The 17,789-nt window shown below is 61.6% G+C and carries 13 protein-coding genes; 6 read left to right on the forward strand and 7 right to left on the reverse strand.

What is annotated here, in order from left to right; translation table 11 throughout:
* Positions 1 to 22: 22 nt before the first annotated feature.
* The 5 genes from ISX84_RS08480 (at position 23) to ISX84_RS08500 (ending at position 4,748) form a co-directional block, all read left to right on the forward strand.
* Positions 23 to 742 (forward strand): 16S rRNA (uracil(1498)-N(3))-methyltransferase, encoded by a 720-nt coding sequence (locus ISX84_RS08480; protein WP_195819902.1) that lies wholly within the window; start codon positions 23 to 25, stop codon positions 740 to 742.
* Positions 739 to 1,596 carry a GNAT family N-acetyltransferase gene (locus ISX84_RS08485; protein WP_195819903.1) on the forward strand — a complete coding sequence of 286 codons (858 nt, stop codon included), beginning with the start codon at positions 739 to 741 and terminating at the stop codon, positions 1,594 to 1,596. Before ISX84_RS08480 ends, ISX84_RS08485 begins: the two co-directional genes overlap by 4 nt.
* Positions 1,593 to 2,120, forward strand: a complete 528-nt coding sequence (locus tag ISX84_RS08490) for a hypothetical protein (RefSeq protein ID WP_195819904.1) — start codon at positions 1,593 to 1,595, stop codon at positions 2,118 to 2,120. The genes ISX84_RS08485 and ISX84_RS08490 overlap by 4 nt, the downstream gene beginning before the upstream one ends.
* Positions 2,121 to 2,187: 67 nt before the next feature.
* On the forward strand, positions 2,188 to 3,558 hold the full coding sequence (locus tag ISX84_RS08495; protein ID WP_195819905.1) for a glutamate--cysteine ligase: 1,371 nt from the start codon (positions 2,188 to 2,190) through the stop codon (positions 3,556 to 3,558).
* A gap of 272 nt (positions 3,559 to 3,830) precedes the next feature.
* A complete protein-coding gene (locus tag ISX84_RS08500; RefSeq protein WP_195819906.1) occupies positions 3,831 to 4,748 on the forward strand; it encodes a LysR substrate-binding domain-containing protein in 918 nt (305 codons plus the stop codon).
* A gap of 116 nt (positions 4,749 to 4,864) precedes the next feature.
* Here ISX84_RS08500 and ISX84_RS08505 read toward each other — a convergent pair whose 3' ends face one another.
* The 7 genes from ISX84_RS08505 to xdhA all read right to left on the reverse strand — a co-directional run bounded on the left by ISX84_RS08505 (position 4,865) and on the right by xdhA (position 14,005).
* Entirely contained in the window at positions 4,865 to 5,944 is a 1,080-nt protein-coding gene (locus ISX84_RS08505; RefSeq protein WP_195819907.1) for a BMP family ABC transporter substrate-binding protein, read from the reverse strand.
* A 52-nt stretch (positions 5,945 to 5,996) separates the two neighbouring features.
* Positions 5,997 to 6,917: an ABC transporter permease gene (locus ISX84_RS08510; protein ID WP_195819908.1), complete on the reverse strand. Its 921-nt coding sequence runs from the start codon at positions 6,915 to 6,917 to the stop codon at positions 5,997 to 5,999.
* Positions 6,917 to 7,999, reverse strand: a complete 1,083-nt coding sequence (locus ISX84_RS08515) for an ABC transporter permease (RefSeq protein WP_195819909.1) — start codon at positions 7,997 to 7,999, stop codon at positions 6,917 to 6,919. Before ISX84_RS08515 ends, ISX84_RS08510 begins: the two co-directional genes overlap by 1 nt.
* 72 nt (positions 8,000 to 8,071) lie before the next feature.
* On the reverse strand, positions 8,072 to 9,586 hold the full coding sequence (locus ISX84_RS08520) for an ABC transporter ATP-binding protein (RefSeq protein WP_195819910.1): 1,515 nt from the start codon (positions 9,584 to 9,586) through the stop codon (positions 8,072 to 8,074).
* Positions 9,583 to 10,341 carry a xanthine dehydrogenase accessory protein XdhC gene (gene xdhC, locus ISX84_RS08525; RefSeq protein ID WP_195819911.1) on the reverse strand — a complete coding sequence of 253 codons (759 nt, stop codon included), beginning with the start codon at positions 10,339 to 10,341 and terminating at the stop codon, positions 9,583 to 9,585. The genes ISX84_RS08520 and xdhC overlap by 4 nt, the downstream gene beginning before the upstream one ends.
* Positions 10,338 to 12,635, reverse strand: a complete 2,298-nt coding sequence (gene xdhB, locus ISX84_RS08530) for a xanthine dehydrogenase molybdopterin binding subunit (protein ID WP_195819912.1) — start codon at positions 12,633 to 12,635, stop codon at positions 10,338 to 10,340. The genes xdhC and xdhB overlap by 4 nt, the downstream gene beginning before the upstream one ends.
* Positions 12,632 to 14,005 carry a xanthine dehydrogenase small subunit gene (xdhA, locus tag ISX84_RS08535; protein WP_195819913.1) on the reverse strand — a complete coding sequence of 458 codons (1,374 nt, stop codon included), beginning with the start codon at positions 14,003 to 14,005 and terminating at the stop codon, positions 12,632 to 12,634. Before xdhA ends, xdhB begins: the two co-directional genes overlap by 4 nt.
* A gap of 223 nt (positions 14,006 to 14,228) precedes the next feature.
* Here xdhA and dnaE point away from each other — a divergent pair, with 223 nt between their 5' ends.
* Positions 14,229 to 17,780, forward strand: coding sequence for a DNA polymerase III subunit alpha (dnaE, locus tag ISX84_RS08540; protein ID WP_195819914.1), 3,552 nt, complete (start codon positions 14,229 to 14,231; stop codon positions 17,778 to 17,780).
* Positions 17,781 to 17,789: the final 9 nt, after the last annotated feature.

Here is a 17,789-nt window from a genome sequence, read left to right on the forward strand (position 1 = left end):
GTATCTCCCCATGGACGGACAGGTGACAGCCAAGATCAGGCTTTTTGTAGAACACTCCCTGGGGCCGGGGCAATCGGTCCCTGTGTCGCGGGAGCAGGCGCATTACCTTTTTGGGGTGATGCGGCTTGGCGTGGGCCCGCAGGTCTTGCTCTTCGATGGGCAGAACGGTGAATGGCTGGCCGAGGTGGCCGAGGCGGGCAAACGCGGCGGCGTTCTGCAGGTGATCTCACAGACACGCCCCCAGCAAATGCCACCGGACCTGTGGCTGCTTTTTGCGCCGATCAAGAAAGCCCGAACAGATTTCATTGTGGAAAAGGCGGTGGAGCTTGGGGCTGCACGCATCCTTCCGGTCCAGACGCAGTACACAAATGCCGGGCGCATCCAGAGGGCGCGCCTGCAGGCGCATGCTGTGGAAGCGGCGGAGCAATGCGGCGCCACCTACGTGCCGGAGGTGGCGGAGATGGTCCGGATGGACCGGCTGCTGGCGGGGTGGGACACCGACCGGCGGATCATGTTCTGCGATGAAGCGCAGGTGGCCTTAAAGCCCACCCTACCTGCCACCCCAGGGCCTTGGGCGATCCTGATTGGGCCGGAGGGAGGCTTCTCGCCGTCCGAGCGAGAGAAGTTACACGCGCTTGACCACGCACATGCGGTGTCTCTGGGGCCGCGTATTCTGCGCGCAGACACGGCGGCGGTGGCGGCAATCACCCTGTGGCAGCAGGCGTTGGGAGACTGGACATGATCCGCGAGGCACGCCCGGAAGAGACAGCTGCACTCGAAGCATTTCTGCACCCTCACTCGGCAACCTCCATGTTCTTGCGTGGCAATCTTGCGGCGCATGGGGTCGGCAATACGGATCACGCCAATGGAACGACCTTCTATGTGCGCACACGCGACGGCGACATCACCGGTGTCTTGGGCCGCACGAACGGTGGCTTTCTGATGTGTCAGGCGCCGGATCAAGGGGCCGCATTCTGGTCGGCGTGTGACGAAGTATTGAGAGGACAGCGCATCGTCGGCATGACCGGCGTCCCCGATCAGATCGGCGCGTTGACCACGGCGCTTGGCTTGCGCGATGTAGATTTTCGTTTGCAGCACAATGAACCGCTGTACGCATTGCGATTGTCAGATCTATCTGAAATTTCAGATCAAAACATACACTTGCGCAGGCCCGCGGCTGACCATGCCGATTGGCTCGCAGACTGGTTTAACGGCTATCATCAAGATACCGGCAAGGGGACGCTCGATGGTAACGATGGCATGCGTGCTGCGCTGAGGTTCGTCGAAAAACCGGACGGACGTGTGATGGAGGCAGATGGTGTGCCCTGTGCGATGTCGGCGCTGAACGCGCGGACGGCGGATATGGTGCAGGTCGGAGGCGTTTATGTGCCGCCGCTTCATCGCGGGCGGGGCCATGGCGCCCGCATTGTGGCGTTGCATCTGGCAGAAATGCGAGACGACGGCATCACCAGCGCCATTCTATTTGCTGCCAGCCCGGTTGCGGCACGCGCTTATGAGAGCATCGGATTTCGGCGTATCGGGGACTACCGCATTGCCTTGCTGGAGACCCCTATGACCGCAGGCAAGACGCCATGACATTTTTCCGACCCGAAGCAAGGGCTGCGTTGTGGCGTTGGCGGGAAGTGCTGGCGGGGGGCGCCATTGCGCTCCTCGGGCTGTGGTGGCTGGTTGGACCGGGGCAACTGCTGGTGTTGCCGGCCATTGCCTTGCTGGTCGCCGGGATAGCCCTCATCTGGGTCGGGGTGCAGCGCGCACGTTTTCGCAGCGCCGGGCAGGGGCCCGGGGCGGTCAGCGTCGACGAGGGGCAAATTACCTACTATGGTCCGCTGACCGGTGGCGCCATCGCCCTGCGCGAGATGACCGAACTGACCCTGGATAAAACCCTTTTCCCCGCGCATTGGCACTTGCGGCAGCCGGGACAGCCAGCGCTGCTGATCCCCGTGAATGCAGAAGGTGCGGAAGCCTTGTTCGACGCTTTCGCCACCCTGTCCGGCCTGAGGACAGAGCGCATGCTGCACGCGCTGCAGGGCGCCGAGAAACACGCCATCGTGATCTGGCAACGCAGGCCCGGCGAAACTGCACAGATTAGTCTGCATTGACAGCCTGATCAAATCGTCCCATCCCTGATGTCTTGAATGCATTTACCGAACGAACGGAGCCTCCTTCATGTCCATTCCTCAATCCGGTGGCGGCCCGATCACCTCTCATGACCAGTTGGCGCAATATCTCTCGGACGGGTGCAAGCCGAAAGAGGATTGGCGCATTGGTACCGAGCATGAGAAATTCGGCTACTGCAAGGACACGCTGAAGCCGCTCCCTTATGAGGGCGACAGGTCGATCCGGGTGATGCTGGAAGGGCTGCGGGATACGCACGGCTGGTCGCCGGTCGAAGAGGGCGGGGTGCTGATCGGGTTGGAAAAAGACGGCGCCAACATCAGCCTTGAACCGGGCGGGCAGCTGGAACTCAGCGGCGCGCCGCTGGAGACAATCCACGAGACCTGTGACGAGGTGAATACCCATCTGCGTGAAGTGCAGGATGTGGCGGACCGGATCGGCGCGGGCTTTATCGGGCTTGGTGCGGCCCCGCATTGGACCCATGACGACATGGATCTGATGCCCAAGGGCCGCTACAAACTGATGAACGACTATATGGCGCGCGTGGGCACCATGGGGCGCGTGATGATGCGGCGGACCTGCACGGTGCAGGTCAATCTCGACTTCGGCTCCGAAGCGGACATGGTGCAGAAGATGCGCGTGGCGCTGGCCCTGCAGCCGGTGGCCACGGCGCTTTTTGCCAACTCACCGTTTTTCGAAGGCCGCCCGAACGGGCACAAGTCCTGGCGCAGCGTCGCGTGGCGTAACCTTGATGCGGCGCGCACGGGGATGTTGCCCTTTGTGTTCGAAGACGGCTTCGGATTTGAACGCTGGGTGGACTATGCGCTCGATGTGCCGATGTATTTTGTCTATCGCGACGGGCAGTATGTTGATGCGCTCGGGCAGTCCTTTCGCGATTTCCTCAAGGGCGAATTGCCTGCTTTGCCGGGCGAAATCCCGACACTGAGCGATTGGGCCGACCATTTGACCACCGCCTTCCCGGAAGCGCGGATGAAGCGGTTTATCGAAATGCGTGGGGCCGACGGCGGCCCCTGGCGCAGGCTTTGCGCGCTGCCGGCCTTCTGGGTCGGGCTGATGTATGACCAGACCGCGCTCGATGCGGCCTGGGACCTGGTGAAAGACTGGGATATGGGCACCCGTGACCTGATGCGGGTCGCGGCCTCCGTTGACGGGCTGCAGGCCGAGGTGCATGGCCACAAGCTGCACGACATTGCCCGCGAGGCGGTGGCGATCAGTATAAGCGGCCTCAAGGCGCGCGCGCGGGCGGGCGCAGGCGGCATGGTTCCGGACGAAACTCATTTCCTGAACGCGCTGCACGAGAGCGTCGAAAGCGGTAAGGTGCCAGCCGACGAACTGCTGGAACAGTACAACGGCGCGTGGGGCGGGGATCTGAACCGGATTTATGCCGAATACTCGTACTGAAAGACAGCGCTGGAACGCGCTACTCCGGTCTGACGCGTGCGGGACAAAACGGCAGATCGGCGCGTTCGCGCTCGGACATGCGTGCAATGTCCGGATGCGACAAGGGATCCCGTTCAAATTGGGTTTCGTCGGACAGGCGCGGTGAGGTCGGCAGGATTTTTATCCAGAAGCATTTGAGCCTTATGGTGAGGGCATGTGTCATGGGACCAAGATGGCGTCTCAAAGGTCAATTCTGAATCGACTTTGAGACAGGGCGCGTTTAGTTTTTCTAAATGCGAAACCTCAATGCAATCCCACTCGCCTCTCTCAGAACGATTGAGGTGATCGCACGCAACGGCACGTTGCGCGGTGCTGCCGATGAGTTGGGTGTTACCCCCGGTGCCCTAAGCCAGCGGCTCGCCAAGGCAGAGGCTGCCCTGGGACAGGTCTTGTTCGCGCGCACCTCGACAGGTCTGCAGCCAACAGAGATCTGCGCGCAGATATCACCGCGCCTGACGGCCGCGATTGGTGAGCTGTCCTCGGTTGTGTCCGACGTGCAGGCGATTGGACAGAACACGCTGACCGTCACCGTGGCACCGATCTTTGCAAGCCGTTGGCTGATCTGGCGCATAAAGAACTTCAACGATCTCAATCCGGAGATCAGCCTGCGGGTCTTGCCCGCTGTCGATGTCGCCGATCTGGATCATTCCGAGGTCGATATCGGCATCCGTGTCGGGGAAGACCCCGCCTTGGGTGCCGGGGCCACGAAACTGCTCGATCAACGGGTCTTTCCGGTTTGCTCGCCTGAGATTGCAGCGCATATCACCACCCCGGAAGATGTCTTCAACGTCCCGATTATTCGGGAGAATGAGCTGCTTTACGGCTGGCGACCCTGGCTCGCAGAGATGGGGCTGACGGGGCGCGATCTGAGCCTAGGGCCAACATATGCGGACGCCTCCCTGTGCTTGGATGCGGCGATGACCGGGCAGGGCCTGTTCATGGCTTGGGAGACGCTTGCCTGCGACGCTCTGGAACGCGGGCAGATCGTTGCCCCGTTCGACGTCAGGTCTTTGACCGGCGCAACCTACTGGTTTGCCGTCCGCACGCGCTCCCAGCGGAACCCGAGTGTCAGGAAGTTCAAATCCTGGCTGGAAACCGAATTGGCGTGCTCTGTCAGGTATTGGAACAAACACCCGGAGAACGGTGCGTAGCTTCGCAGAGAACGGCTCTGGGCCACTTTGCGTCTTCAAGCTGTTCGCAGGCCGTTAGATGCAAAAAAAGGCCCCGGATCACTCCGAGGCCCTTGTCGTTTCTTTCTTGGCTCAGCTTATTGTGGAATTTCGCCGGTCAGACCTTCGACGTAGAAGTTCATGCCCGCAAGCGTGCCGTCATCGGCCACCTCGCCATCTGCCAGCCAGTCGCTGCCGTCCTGCTTTTTCAGCGGACCGGTGAACGGGTGGTAGGAGCCATCGGCAATGGCAGCCTTCATCGCCAGCGCTTCTTCCTTCACATCCGCAGGCACCGCGTCGGAAATCTCGCCAATGCCGACCATGCCCGGGCCAATACCATCCCATGTGTCGGTGCTTTCCCATGTGCCGTCGATCACCGCCTTGGTGCGCGCGATGTAGTAAGGCGCCCAATCGTCAATGATCGAGGAGACACGCGGGAAGGGCGCGTATTGCCCCATGTCGGAAGCCTGCCCAAAGGTCACCACATTGCCCGCTTCCTGAGCGGCGGCCTGTGGCGCGGTGGAATCTGTGTGCTGCAGGACCACGTCGGCACCTTGTTCGATCAACGCGCGGGCCGCATCCGCCTCTTTGGCCGGATCAAACCACGTATAGGCCCAGATGATCTTGAACTCGACATCCGGGTTCACCTTGGCCGCGTGGATATAGGCGGCGTTGATCCCCCGGATCACTTCCGGGATCGGGTAGGAGGCGATGTAGCCGATGATGTTGGACTTGGTCATCTTGCCCGCGATGTGGCCCTGGATGGCGCGGCCTTCATAAAAGCGTGCGGAATAGGTCGAGACGTTGTCTGCTCGTTTGTAGCCCGTCGCATGTTCGAATTTCACATCCGGGAACTTCGCCGCGATGTTGATCGTGGGATCCATGTAGCCGAAGGAGGTGGTGAAGATCAGATCGGCACCATCCAGCGCCATCTGCGTCATCACCCGCTCGCTGTCCGGGCCTTCGGCGACGTTTTCCACGTAAACGGTCTCGACAGCATCCCCGAGCGCTTCTTCGACCGCAAGCCGGCCCTTGTTGTGTTCATAGGTCCAGCCGCCGTCGCCGATTGGTCCGACAAAGACAAAGCCGACCTTGGTCTTTTCATGGCCGTCGGCATAGGCGCCGCCAGCCAGACCAAGCGCCACCGCGGCACTGGCCAGAAGGGTTATGAGTTTCATTTCAGATCTTCCCCATGTTGAACCGCCCCTTGGTCGAGGCGTTGATTGGCCCCTAGTGAGAGGCGTGGAATGTCCGGCCCAGAGAACCGGGCGCCGCGCTTTTATCCGCAGAGAGGATGACCAGCACGACGATGGTGATGATGTAGGGCGACATTGCCAGATATTCGACGGGAATGGCAACGCCCGCGCCCTGCAGATTGAGTTGCAATTGCGTGATCCCGCCAAAAAGATAGGCACCCAGCAACACGCGCCAGGGCTTCCAACTGGCAAAGACAACCAGGGCGAGCGCAATCCACCCCACACCGGCCGTCATGCCCTCGGTCCATTGTGGTACGCGGATCAGGCTGATGTAGGCACCCCCCATGCCTGCGCAGGCGCCCCCGAACATGATCGCCAGCGTGCGGATGCGCACGACCTTATAGCCAAGCGCGTGGGCGGCATCGTGATTTTCCCCCACCGCGCGCAAGATCAGGCCCACACGGGTGTATTTCAGCGTGGCCCAGACGGCGGCAACCAGGGCAATGCCGAGGTAGAGGATCGGGTCATGCGAGAAGAGGATCGGCCCGAGGACCGGGATGTCGGCAAGCGGGCCGAAGTTCATATCACCCATCCGGGGCGGTTTGACGCCCACATAGCGCTGGCCCAGCAGCGCCGAGAGCCCCAGCCCGAAGAGTGTCAGCGCGAGCCCTGACGCCACCTGATTGGCCAGTGCCACCTGGGTCAGCAGCGCAAAGAGCAGGCTGAGCATCGCTCCCCCAATCGCGGCGGCCACAAAGCCCGTCAGAGGTGATCCCGTCTCGACTGCGATGGCGAACCCGCAGATGGCACCGAGGATCATCATGCCTTCGACGCCGAGGTTCAACACACCCGCACGTTCCACCACCAACTCACCCGTGGCGGCCAGCAGGATAGGGGTCGCCGCACTCATCAGCGCGGCAATTAGAAGGATCGGATTGATCACAGAAAGATCCATTATGCCGTCTCCGCCCGGCCAAGGCGCAGCCGGTAGTTGGTGAAAAGGTCCAGCGCGAGCAGGAAGAACAGGAGCATCCCCTGAAACACCTGAATGGCCGCAGCAGGCAGACCCAGCTGGCTCTGCGCGATGTCCCCGCCGATATAGGTGAGCGCCATCAACAGCCCCGCCAGCACAATCCCGATGGGATGCAACCGACCAAGGAAAGCCACGATGATCGCCGTGAACCCGTAGCCCACGTTGAAATCGATGCTGACCTGACCCGCCGGTCCCGCAACCTCGAACAGTCCCGCCAGCCCCGCCAGCATGCCCGAGGTGCCAAGGCAGAACAGCACAAGACGGCCGGGGTTCACGCCCGCAAACCGCGCGGCACGCGGCGCTTCCCCGGTGACCCGCACGGCAAAGCCAAGCCGGTGCCGGGCCAGCAGCACATAAGCAAAGATCACCGCGATCAGGGCCGCCACCACCCCCCAATGCATGCCGGTTCCGGCAATGATCTCAGCGTTATGAGCACTGTCGTATTGTTGCAGGTTGCGGCTGCCGGGAAAACCGAACCCTTCGGGATTTTTCAGCAACCCCAGGGACATGGAGGCCAAAAACTGTTCGGCCACATAGACCAGCATCAAAGACACAAGAATTTCATTGGTGCCAAAACGCACCTTCAGAAAAGCGGGGATCATCGCCCAAAGCCAGCCACCCAAAGCCCCCGCCATAACCATGGCGGGAAAGATCAGAACGCTTTCTGCGGGATAGAAAGCCAGCCCCACGCCAGCGCCAAACAGCGCCCCCATGATGTACTGCCCTTCCGCACCGATGTTCCAGATGCCGGCCTTGAACCCGAGGCTCAGACCAATGGCAATCAACACCAGGGGCGCCCCTTTGATCAGCAGCTGCGGTCGATAGTAAAAGGCGAACTCGCCAAAGAGCGGTTCCCAGAAAATCGTTATAATCGACTGGACCGGGTCCTTGCCGAGCGCCGCAAAGAGCAGCCCGCCAAACAAAAATGTCGCCAATACCGCCAGCAGGGGGGTGATATAAGCAAAAAACCGGCTCGGCTGTGGCCGCTTCTCCAACCAGATCATGAGGGTGCCCCATGTTTCTTCTGGCTGTAAATATCTTCGCCGAAGGCAAGAAATCTCTTTTGGTGCAACAGGCTACACATGCGCCACCTCCATACCATGGGCGCCGCCCATCATCAGCCCGATCTGCTCCACACTCAGCCCGCTGGTGGGTTGTGGCGCAGACAACCGCCCCTCGTTCAGCGCGGCAAAGCGGTCCGCAATCTCCATCAACTCATCCAGATCCTGACTGATCACGATCACCGCTGCGCCCCCGGTTGCGAGATCAAGCAGCGCTTGCCGGATGGATGCCGCAGCAGAGGCGTCTACGCCCCACGTCGGCTGGTTCACCACCAATACGTCGGGACGTTGCAGCACCTCCCGTCCGATCACGAATTTCTGCAAATTCCCGCCTGAGAGGGATCGTGCCGCATTCCCGGGCCCCGGGGTGCGCACGTCAAAGGCCTCGATGATCCGTTCGGCAAGGCCCCGCGCGGCAGACCAATCCAGAAACCCGTGCTTTTCCAGGCCCTCGCGGGCCGCACCGGTCAGCATGGCGTTTTCGGTCAGGGACATATCGGGAACTGCGGCGTGGCCCAACCGTTCCTCTGGAGCGGTCAGCAGCCCGCGGGTACGCCGGGCATTCGGGCCAAGGGTGCCGATGTCTTCGCCCTTGAAGCTGATCATGCCGGCTGGTGCGCGCATTTCACCGGAGAGCGCTGCGAGCAGTTCGTCCTGCCCGTTCCCCGCCACGCCGCCAATGCCCAGAACTTCACCCTTGCGCAAAGTGACGGATACGTCGCGCAACGGCATCCCGAACGCCGAAGGTGAGGGGCGAGACAAGCCATTCAGCGTCAGCACGACTTCTTCCTGCGCACCGGCGGTTCGCGTCGGCGTGCCCAGCACCTTGCCCACCATCATCTCGGCCATGTCCCGCGCTGTTGTCTCGCGGGGGATGCACTCTCCCACGACTTTCCCCAGACGCAGGATCGTTGCCGCGTCACAGAGGGCGCGAATTTCTTCAAGCTTATGAGATATATAGAGAATTGCCGTTCCCTCAGCGCTGAGTTTGCGCAGGGTCTCAAAGAGGATATCGACCTCTTGCGGGGTCAGAACGGATGTGGGTTCATCCATGATCAGCAGTTTGGGCTCCTGCAAGAGGCAGCGGATGATCTCTACCCTTTGCCGTTCCCCAGCTGACAGGTCGCCCACCACCCGATCAGGGGAAAGCGGCAAGCCATAAGTGTCGGAAACCTCTCTGATCCGCTGCGCAAGATCTCTCAATCTCGGTGCGGTCTCCATCCCAAGTGCGATGTTTTCGGCCACGGTCAACGCATCAAAAAGAGAGAAATGCTGGAACACCATACCAACACCTGCCGCGCGGGCGGCGCGCGGCTCAGAGGGTGTAAAGGGGCGCCCATGCATCTGCATGTCTCCCTGATCCGGTTTCACGAGCCCGTAGATCATTTTCACAAGGGTGGATTTGCCAGCCCCGTTTTCACCCAGCAACGCATGGACTTCTCCCGGTTGGATGTGCAGTGACACATCGTCATTGGCGACAACGCCGGGATAGGCCTTGGTCAGACCGGTCAAAGATAGAAGAGGGGTCATACAGGAGCCTTGAGGTGTGACAGGAGCATACCCACGGTGCCACTGGCGATGGCGTCGGGGCGTTTGCCGAGGGATTTGTCGCCGATGGGGCAGATGATTGGAGTGGGATCAAGCCCTGCCACCCTGAGGCGTTTTTGGAACCGCGCCCATTTGGTGGTTGAGCCGATTAACCCGCAGGACACAAATCCGCGTTTGAGCAGGGCGGCGCAAAGCGCAAGGTCTATGTCATGTGCGTAGGTAAAGATCAGGTGGTGCGCGTGGATCGGCGCACGTGCCGCAAGCATCGGCATGTCCCTCACAGGTGTGACGGCTACGGTTTTGGGAACGCGCGTCGGAAAGCGGTCAGCATGGCTATCAATCCAGGTGATGTTGAAGGCGTGGGCGGGGCAGGCCCTGACAACCGCCCGGCCCACGTGCCCCGCCCCCCAAATCCACAGAGGGGCCGGATGCGATGGGGCCTGGCAGATTGGCTGCCGCACCGTGTCTATCTGGTCTGTCGGACGGGGCGTACGTGTAAACCGCAAGGTCACCGAGCCACCACAGCATTGCCCGAGGTTTGGACCAAGGGGTAGGGTCTGTGTCTCCTCCGGTCCCCGTGCCGCGAGGATGGCGCGTGCACGGGCGATGGCGTCATACTCCAGTGCGCCCCCACCGATCGTGCCGAACGCCTCGGTTTTCGTCACCTTCATCGCCGTGCCCGCATCGCGCGGTGTCGAGCCCTTGGTTGCGAGAACTTCGACGTAGAGCGCGCTCACGGTTGGGTCCTTTGCACAGCCGTCAATACGGCTTCGGCTGTGGCGGGGGTCTGCAGGTTGGCATAGCCGGGCCCGCAGGCCTGCACCGCATCGCAGAGCGCGGCATAGGCCGAAATGCCCAGCATCAGTGGCGGCTCCCCCACAGCCTTGGAGCGATAAACCGTCTCCTCCCGGTTTTCGCCCTCCCAGAGCCCGACGTTGAAGACATCCGGTCGGTCTGAACAGGCGGGGATCTTGTAGGTCGAAGGTGCATGTGTGCGCAAATGGCCCTTATCATCCCAAATCAGTTCTTCCGTGGTCAGCCAGCCCGCGCCCTGCACATAGCCGCCTTCAATCTGTCCAATGTCGAGGCTTGGGTTCAGCGAGCTTCCCACATCATGCAGAATGTCCGCCCGCAGGATGCGGTTTTCGCCAGTTAACGTGTCGATCACGACTTCCGTGACGGCCGCGCCATACGCAAAGTAGAAAAACGGACGGCCCTCGCCCTTGATCCGGTCCCATTTTACTTTCGGTGTCTTGTAGAAGCCTGTCGCCGACAGGCTGACGCGGGCGAAATAGGCCATCTGCGCGACCTCTGCAAAGCTGTAGCACGCGCCCGCGACCTCAACCGTGCCCTCCTGAAAAACAACCTCGGCAGCGGAACACTGATGTCGTTCGGCCAACAAAACTGCCATGCGCTTTCGTATGGTATCGCAAGCCGCCTGAACCGCCATGCCGTTCAGATCGCTGCCGGAGGAGGCGGCGGTTGCGGAGGTGTTCGGTACCTTGCCGGTATCGGTCGCGGTGATCTTAACCTGCGACACGTCAACGCCAAATCTGGCCGCTGCCACCTGCGCCACCTTCTGGAACAGACCCTGCCCCATCTCGGTGCCGCCATGGTTCAGGTGGATCGAGCCATCCTGATAGACATGCACCAGCGCGCCTGCCTGATTGAGATGGGTCAGCGTGAAGGAGATGCCGAATTTCACCGGCGTCAGCGCGATCCCCTTCTTGAGGATCGGGTTTTGCGCATTCCATGCGACCACCGATGCTCGACGTGTTTCATAGTCGCTGGAAGCCACCAGCGCGTCCGTCATGTCATGCAGGATAAAATCTTCAACCGCTTGGCCATAGGGCGTCATGTTGCGCTTCTTCTGGCCGGAAGTATCCCCGCCGGAGGCATAAAAGTTCTTGCGTCGCACGCTGAGTGGTTCGCGCCCGAGATGGCTGGCGATATGATCCATCACCCGTTCGATGCCCAGCATACCCTGCGGCCCGCCGAACCCCCGAAAAGCCGTCGCGCTCTGCGTGTTGGTTTTCAGTCGGTGACTGGTGATGCGCACGGCGGGCAGGAAATAGGCGTTATCGGCGTGCAACATGGCCCGATCCGCCACCGGCAGGGACAAGTCCTGCGCCCATCCACAGCGGGCATAATGGGTGAAATCGATCCCCAACACGCCGCCGTCGTCATCGAAACCGACAGTATAGTCGATGCGGAAATCATGGCGCTTGCCGGTGATGATCATATCGTCATCGCGGTCGTACCGCATGCGGCAAGGGCGTCCGGTGGCCTGCGCGACAACGGCACAAGCCACGGCCAGCGCATTGCCCTGACTTTCCTTGCCGCCAAAGCCGCCGCCCATGCGTCGGGTTTCCACCCGGACGGCATGCATCGGCTTGCCAAGCGCCTCGGCCACCTTGTGCTGGATTTCGGTGGGGTGCTGGGTGGAACTCATCACCACCATGTCACCACCTTCCTGCGGTAGCGCGAGGGCGGCTTGCCCTTCGAGATAGAAATGCTCCTGTCCGCCAACTTCAAGCTGGCCACTGATGTTATGCGGCGCGGCCTGCAGCGCCCGATCCACGTCCCCGCGTCCGTAAATGCGCGGCCCGTCTTCAAACCGGCTGTTACGCGCGAGCGCGTCCTCGATGCTCAGAATTGGGTCGCTGGGCGTGATGTCCACATCGCCTAGTCGGGCGGCGTGACGCGCGGCCAAATGCGAGGTGGCCGCAACGACAAACAAGGGTTGGCCGACGTACTGCACAGACCCTGTGGCCAGCAGTGGTTCGTCATGGTTGGAGGGGGAGACGTCATTCTCGAACGGTAAATCCCGCGCCGTCAGAACCGCAACAACCCCCGGCGCGGCGCGTACGCGGGACAGATCCATACCGGTCAGATCACCCGCAGCAACCGTGGACAAACCAAAGGCCAGATGCAACGCATCCCTGGGCACCGGAATGTCATCCACATAGCGCGCCGCGCCGGTGACGTGCAGCAACGCGGCATCATGGGGCAGCGATTTGGCGACGCTCATGGGGTCACCTCCAGCGGGTTGACCATGGTGCCCTGATCCGCATGCCAGTACCGCAACAGCATGTTCTGCGCGGTTTTCAGGCGATAGGCCGCGCTGGCCCGCATGTCCGAGAGGGGCTGAAAATCCTCTGCCAGCGCCTGCATCGCAGACCGCACAGTATCTTCGGACCACGGGGCGCCAGCCAAGGCGGCTTCTGCCGCCACCGCGCGTTTCGGGATGCCCGCCATGCCGCCAAAGGCAAGACGCGCGCGGGTGACCTGACCGCTGTCCACGGTGACCGACAGGCAGGCGCAGAGGGCGGAAATGTCCTGATCAAACCGTTTTGACAGTTTGTAGCACCGCAACCTGTCCGGCTGATGCGGAATGGTGATGGCTTCGATAAATTCACCGGGGTTCCGGTCCTGTTTGCCATAGTCAAGAAAGAAATCCTCCAGAGGCAGGCTGCGCCGTGTCTGGCCCTGGCGCAAATGTAATGTCGCCCCCAGCGCGATTAGCGCAGGCGGGCCGTCCCCGATGGGCGAGCCATTGGCGATATTGCCACCGATGGTCGCAGCATTGCGCACCTGCACGGAGCCGTATCGCCGGATCATCGCCGCAAAAGACGGGTAGAGCGGTTCAATCGGCGTTTCCATGTCCGTCAGGGTGGTCATGGCCCCGATCCGTAGGCCCTCTGCGCTCTCTTCGATCCCCGTAAGATCGGCGCATCCGTTCAGAAAGGCGACGGGCCCCAGATTGCGAAACTGCTTGGTGACCCAGAGACCGACATCCGTGGCCCCGGCAATCAGCGTGGCCTCCGGGTGGTTCAGATACCATGCCGCCAACTCATCCGCAGAGCGGGGCTGCACGGAGAGCCCGCCTGGATCAGACGCCGCTTTCTCCACCGTCTCGTCGTGCATATGCGCTGGAACAGGGGCGTCTTCGGCGGCAACGGCGGCGCGGATGATCGGCGCATAGCCTGTGCAGCGGCAGAGATTGCCGGCCAATTGCGTGTCATGATCCGTCTTGCCCTGCAGATGGGCTGTGGCCATCGAGACAATGAACCCCGGTGTGCAAAATCCGCACTGACTGCCGTGATGATCTACCATCGCCTGTTGCACCGGGTGCAAACTGCCATCCGGCGCTGCAATCCCCTCCACCGTGCGCACCGCCTTGCCATTGAGCTGGGGCAGGAACAGAATGCAGGCATTGAGCGCCTGCGCGCTGGTGTCATCCGTAACCATCACGGAACAGGCGCCGCAATCGCCCTCATTACACCCCTCCTTGGTGCCGGTCAGGCCGCGGTCCTCGCGCAACCAGTCCAGCAGGGTGGTGGTGGGGGCTACATCCTGCAGCGCCACTGTTTCTCCGTTCAGGCGAAACGCAATGTCCATTCCGTCAGATCCGCCGCGGTACCAAAGGGCTCCTTATGCCAGTCGTTCGATGCGGCGTAGAACGAGGGGCGAGCAGTAACGGACCAGAGGCTAAGCGGTGGCTGCCTGGATTTGCAAGGAGAAAGGCGAGGTGACGTCTCGGCGGTTGGCTGGCGCGCTCAAAAAATGACATCGCGGGGTGTTCCTGCTGGCGGCGGTGCGCCTGCTGAATTAGGGTCAGAGCATGAGTAAACCCCCCCGATTCATTCACCTGCGCAGCCACTCCGAGTATTCACTGCTGGAGGGGGCGCTGCGGCTGAAAAAACTGCCTGGTCTGTGCCGTGACGCGGAGATGCCAGCGCTGGCGTTGACCGATACCAACAATATGTTTGCCGCACTGGAATTTTCCGTGGCGATGTCGGGAGCGGGGGTGCAGCCCATCCTCGGCTGTCAGGTGGACGTGACCTATGTCGAGACACGCCCGGGCGAAAAGCCGCGTCTGCCCGCGCCGGTGGTGCTGCTGGCCCAGAGCGAGGCGGGGTATGAAAACCTGATGAAGCTCAACTCCTGTCTGTACATCGACAAGGGCGGGGCGCTGCCGCAGGTGACGCTGGATCAACTGGGACAGTATGCGGCGGATGTGATCTGTCTGACCGGTGGCCCGGAGGGGCCGGTTGGCATGCTTTTGCAGGCGGGGCAGAAACCCGCAGCCCAAGAGATCATGGACCGGCTCAAATCGGATTTCGGGGATCGGCTGTATGTCGAACTGCAACGTCATCCCACGGAAGCCGGGCAGCCCGAAGCCGAGCGTCTGACCGAGCGCGGCTTTGTCGAGATGGCCTACGCCATGGACCTGCCGCTGGTGGCGACCAATGACGTCTATTTCCCCAAATCGGACATGTACGAGGCGCATGACGCCCTGATCTGCATTGCCGAAGGGGCCTATGTCGACCAGCAGGATGCGCGGCGCCGTCTGACCGCGCAGCATTACTTCAAGTCTCAATCCGAGATGGTCACGCTCTTTGCCGATCTTCCGGAGGCGATTGAAAACACGGTGGAAATCGCAAGGCGCTGCGCGTTTCAGGCCTACAGGCGCGATCCCATTCTGCCCAAATTCGCCGATGACGAGATCGAAGAGCTGCGGCGGCAATCGCACGCGGGGCTGAAGGACCGGCTGGCCGTCATTCCCCACGCGACCAGCGTCGAGGAATATGAAAAACGGCTGGATTTCGAGCTTGGCATTATCGAAGGGATGGGGTTTCCCGGCTACTTTCTGATCGTTGCGGATTTTATCAAATGGGCCAAGGACAACGACATCCCCGTGGGGCCGGGCCGGGGCTCGGGCGCGGGCTCGCTTGTGGCCTATGCGCTGACCATCACCGACCTTGATCCCCTGCGCTACAACCTGCTGTTTGAACGTTTCCTGAACCCCGAACGGGTGTCGATGCCGGATTTCGACATCGACTTTTGCATGGACCGGCGCGAGGAAGTCATCCGCTACGTTCAGGAAAAATATGGCCGCGACAAGGTCGGGCAGATCATCACCTTTGGTGCGCTCTTATCCAAGGCGGCGGTGCGCGACATTGGGCGGGTGCTGCAGATGCCTTACGGGCAGGTGGACCGTCTGTCCAAGATGATCCCGGTGGAAGGGGTGAAACCCGTCAGCATCGAAAAGGCCTTGGCGGATGAGCCGCGCCTGCGCGAAGAGGCCCGCAACGAGGAAGTGGTCGCCCGGCTGCTGGAATACGGCCAGCAGGTCGAGGGGCTTTTGCGCAACGCCTCCACCCACGCGGCGGGCGTGGTGATCGGGGATAGGCCGCTTGATGCGCTGGTGCCGCTCTACCAGGATCCGCGCTCGGACATGCCGGCAACCCAGTTCAACATGAAATGGGTAGAGCAGGCCGGTCTGGTCAAGTTTGATTTTCTGGGCCTGAAAACGCTGACCGTGATCCAAAACGCGGTGGATCAGATCAAGGCGTCGGGGCGGCATCTGCACATCGCCGCAGATGGGACCGAGCTTTTTGCGCCCCCCGATGGGTTGGAAGATGACATCGGCACCATCCCTCTGGATGACGAGGCCTCCTACAAGCTTTACGCCTCCGCCAAGACCGTGGCCGTGTTCCAGGTGGAAAGCTCGGGCATGATGGACGCGCTCAAGCGCATGAAGCCCACCTGCATCGAGGACATCGTGGCGCTTGTGGCACTCTATCGTCCTGGCCCGATGGAGAACATCCCGACCTATTGCGAGGTCAAAAACGGGCAGCGCGAATTGGAATCCATTCACCCGCTGATCGACGATATTCTCAAGGAAACGCAAGGCATTATCGTCTATCAGGAACAGGTGATGCAGATCGCGCAGGTCATGGCGGGCTACAGCCTTGGCGGCGCCGACCTGCTGCGCCGTGCGATGGGCAAGAAGATCGCCGAGGAGATGGCCAAGGAGCGCCCGAAGTTCGAAAAGGGCGCGCAGGAAAACGGGGTGGACAAGAAAAAGGCCACCGAGGTTTTCGACCTTCTGGAGAAATTCGCCAACTACGGGTTCAACAAATCCCACGCGGCGGCCTATGCGGTGGTCAGCTACCAGACCGCCTGGCTCAAGGCGAACCACCCGGTGGAATTCATGGCCGGGGTGATGAACTGCGATATCCATCTGACCGACAAGCTGGCGGTCTATTTCGAAGAGGTGCGCAAGCAGCTGCAACTGCCCTGGGTGCCGCCTTGCGTGAACCGCTCGGACGCGACGTTCAAGGTGGTGGATGGCGCGCTGGTCTACGCCCTGGGCGCGTTGAAGAACGTCGGCTTGGAGGCGATGAAGCTGATCACCGACGGGCGTCGCGCGGACCCGAGCGCAGAGAACAGCCCCGACAAACCCTTTGCCACGCTCTTTGACCTCGCCCGCCGGGTGGATTTGAAACGTGTGGGCAAGCGCCCGCTGGAGATGCTGGCGCGCTCGGGCGCGTTTGACCAGCTGGATGCGAACCGGCACCGGGTCTTCGACGCCTTGGATGCGTTGGTGAGCTATTCCGCCGCCATCCACGAGCAGAAGGCGTCCAACCAGGTCTCGCTCTTTGGCGAGGCCGGAGAAGACCTGCCAGAGCCACGGCTGCACCCGGTTCAGGACTGGTTGCCCGCCGAACGGTTGGGCGAAGAGTTCAAAGCCGTGGGCTTCTACCTCTCTGGCCATCCGCTCGACGACTACATGGCCCCGCTGAAACGCAAAACGTCGAACGATCGCGGTGTGCCTTTCCTGACGCTGGATGAGCTGACGGCCAAGGTCACCGATCACGGTGCCATGAATGCGCGTCTTGCCGGGATTGTCGCGGGCCGACAGGAACGGAAATCAGCACGCGGCAATCGCTTTGCCTTTGCGCAGATGTCCGACCCTACGGGAGCCTATGAGGTCACGCTTTTCTCTGACACGCTGGAGGCGGCGCGCGAGCATCTGGAAACCGGCTCCAAGGTGATTGTCACGGTCGAGGCGACGATGGAGGCGGATCAGCTTAAACTGCTGGGCCGCTCTGTGGGGCCTGCGGATGCGGTGGTGGCCGATGCGGGCGGCGGTGGGCTCAAGATCTTCATCGACGCGCCGGAGGCAATCTCCGCTGTGGCCAGCGTGCTGGAAGGGGCCGCGGCCTCAGCCAAAAGGGCGGGGCGCGGCCCCATCGAGTTTTGCCTGATGGACCCGGGCCTGCCCGGCGAGGTGGAAGTCGAGCTTGGGCAGGAGTTCGTCGTGAACCCGCAGATCAAGGGCGCCATCAAATCGCTGACCGGCGTGCTTGAGGTCGAGGATATCTGACCCTCTGCG

Source organism: Roseobacter sp. MH60115 (assembly GCF_015644665.1).
Lineage (GTDB): Bacteria > Pseudomonadota > Alphaproteobacteria > Rhodobacterales > Rhodobacteraceae > Roseobacter.

Bases quoted from the DNA above. Each gene is read 5' to 3' on its own strand.
- ISX84_RS08500 (WP_195819906.1), top strand. From the start codon at position 3,831: ATGCGAAACCTCAATGCAATCCCACTCGCCTCTCTCAGAACGATTGAG.
- ISX84_RS08505 (WP_195819907.1), bottom strand. From the start codon at position 5,944: ATGAAACTCATAACCCTTCTGGCCAGTGCCGCGGTGGCGCTTGGTCTG.
- xdhB (WP_195819912.1), bottom strand. From the start codon at position 12,635: ATGAGCGTCGCCAAATCGCTGCCCCATGATGCCGCGTTGCTGCACGTC.
- dnaE (WP_195819914.1), top strand. From the start codon at position 14,229: ATGAGTAAACCCCCCCGATTCATTCACCTGCGCAGCCACTCCGAGTAT.
- xdhA (WP_195819913.1), bottom strand. From the start codon at position 14,005: ATGGACATTGCGTTTCGCCTGAACGGAGAAACAGTGGCGCTGCAGGAT.
- ISX84_RS08490 (WP_195819904.1), top strand. From the start codon at position 1,593: ATGACATTTTTCCGACCCGAAGCAAGGGCTGCGTTGTGGCGTTGGCGG.
- ISX84_RS08495 (WP_195819905.1), top strand. From the start codon at position 2,188: ATGTCCATTCCTCAATCCGGTGGCGGCCCGATCACCTCTCATGACCAG.
- ISX84_RS08510 (WP_195819908.1), bottom strand. From the start codon at position 6,917: ATGGATCTTTCTGTGATCAATCCGATCCTTCTAATTGCCGCGCTGATG.
- ISX84_RS08520 (WP_195819910.1), bottom strand. From the start codon at position 9,586: ATGACCCCTCTTCTATCTTTGACCGGTCTGACCAAGGCCTATCCCGGC.
- ISX84_RS08515 (WP_195819909.1), bottom strand. From the start codon at position 7,999: ATGATCTGGTTGGAGAAGCGGCCACAGCCGAGCCGGTTTTTTGCTTAT.
- ISX84_RS08485 (WP_195819903.1), top strand. From the start codon at position 739: ATGATCCGCGAGGCACGCCCGGAAGAGACAGCTGCACTCGAAGCATTT.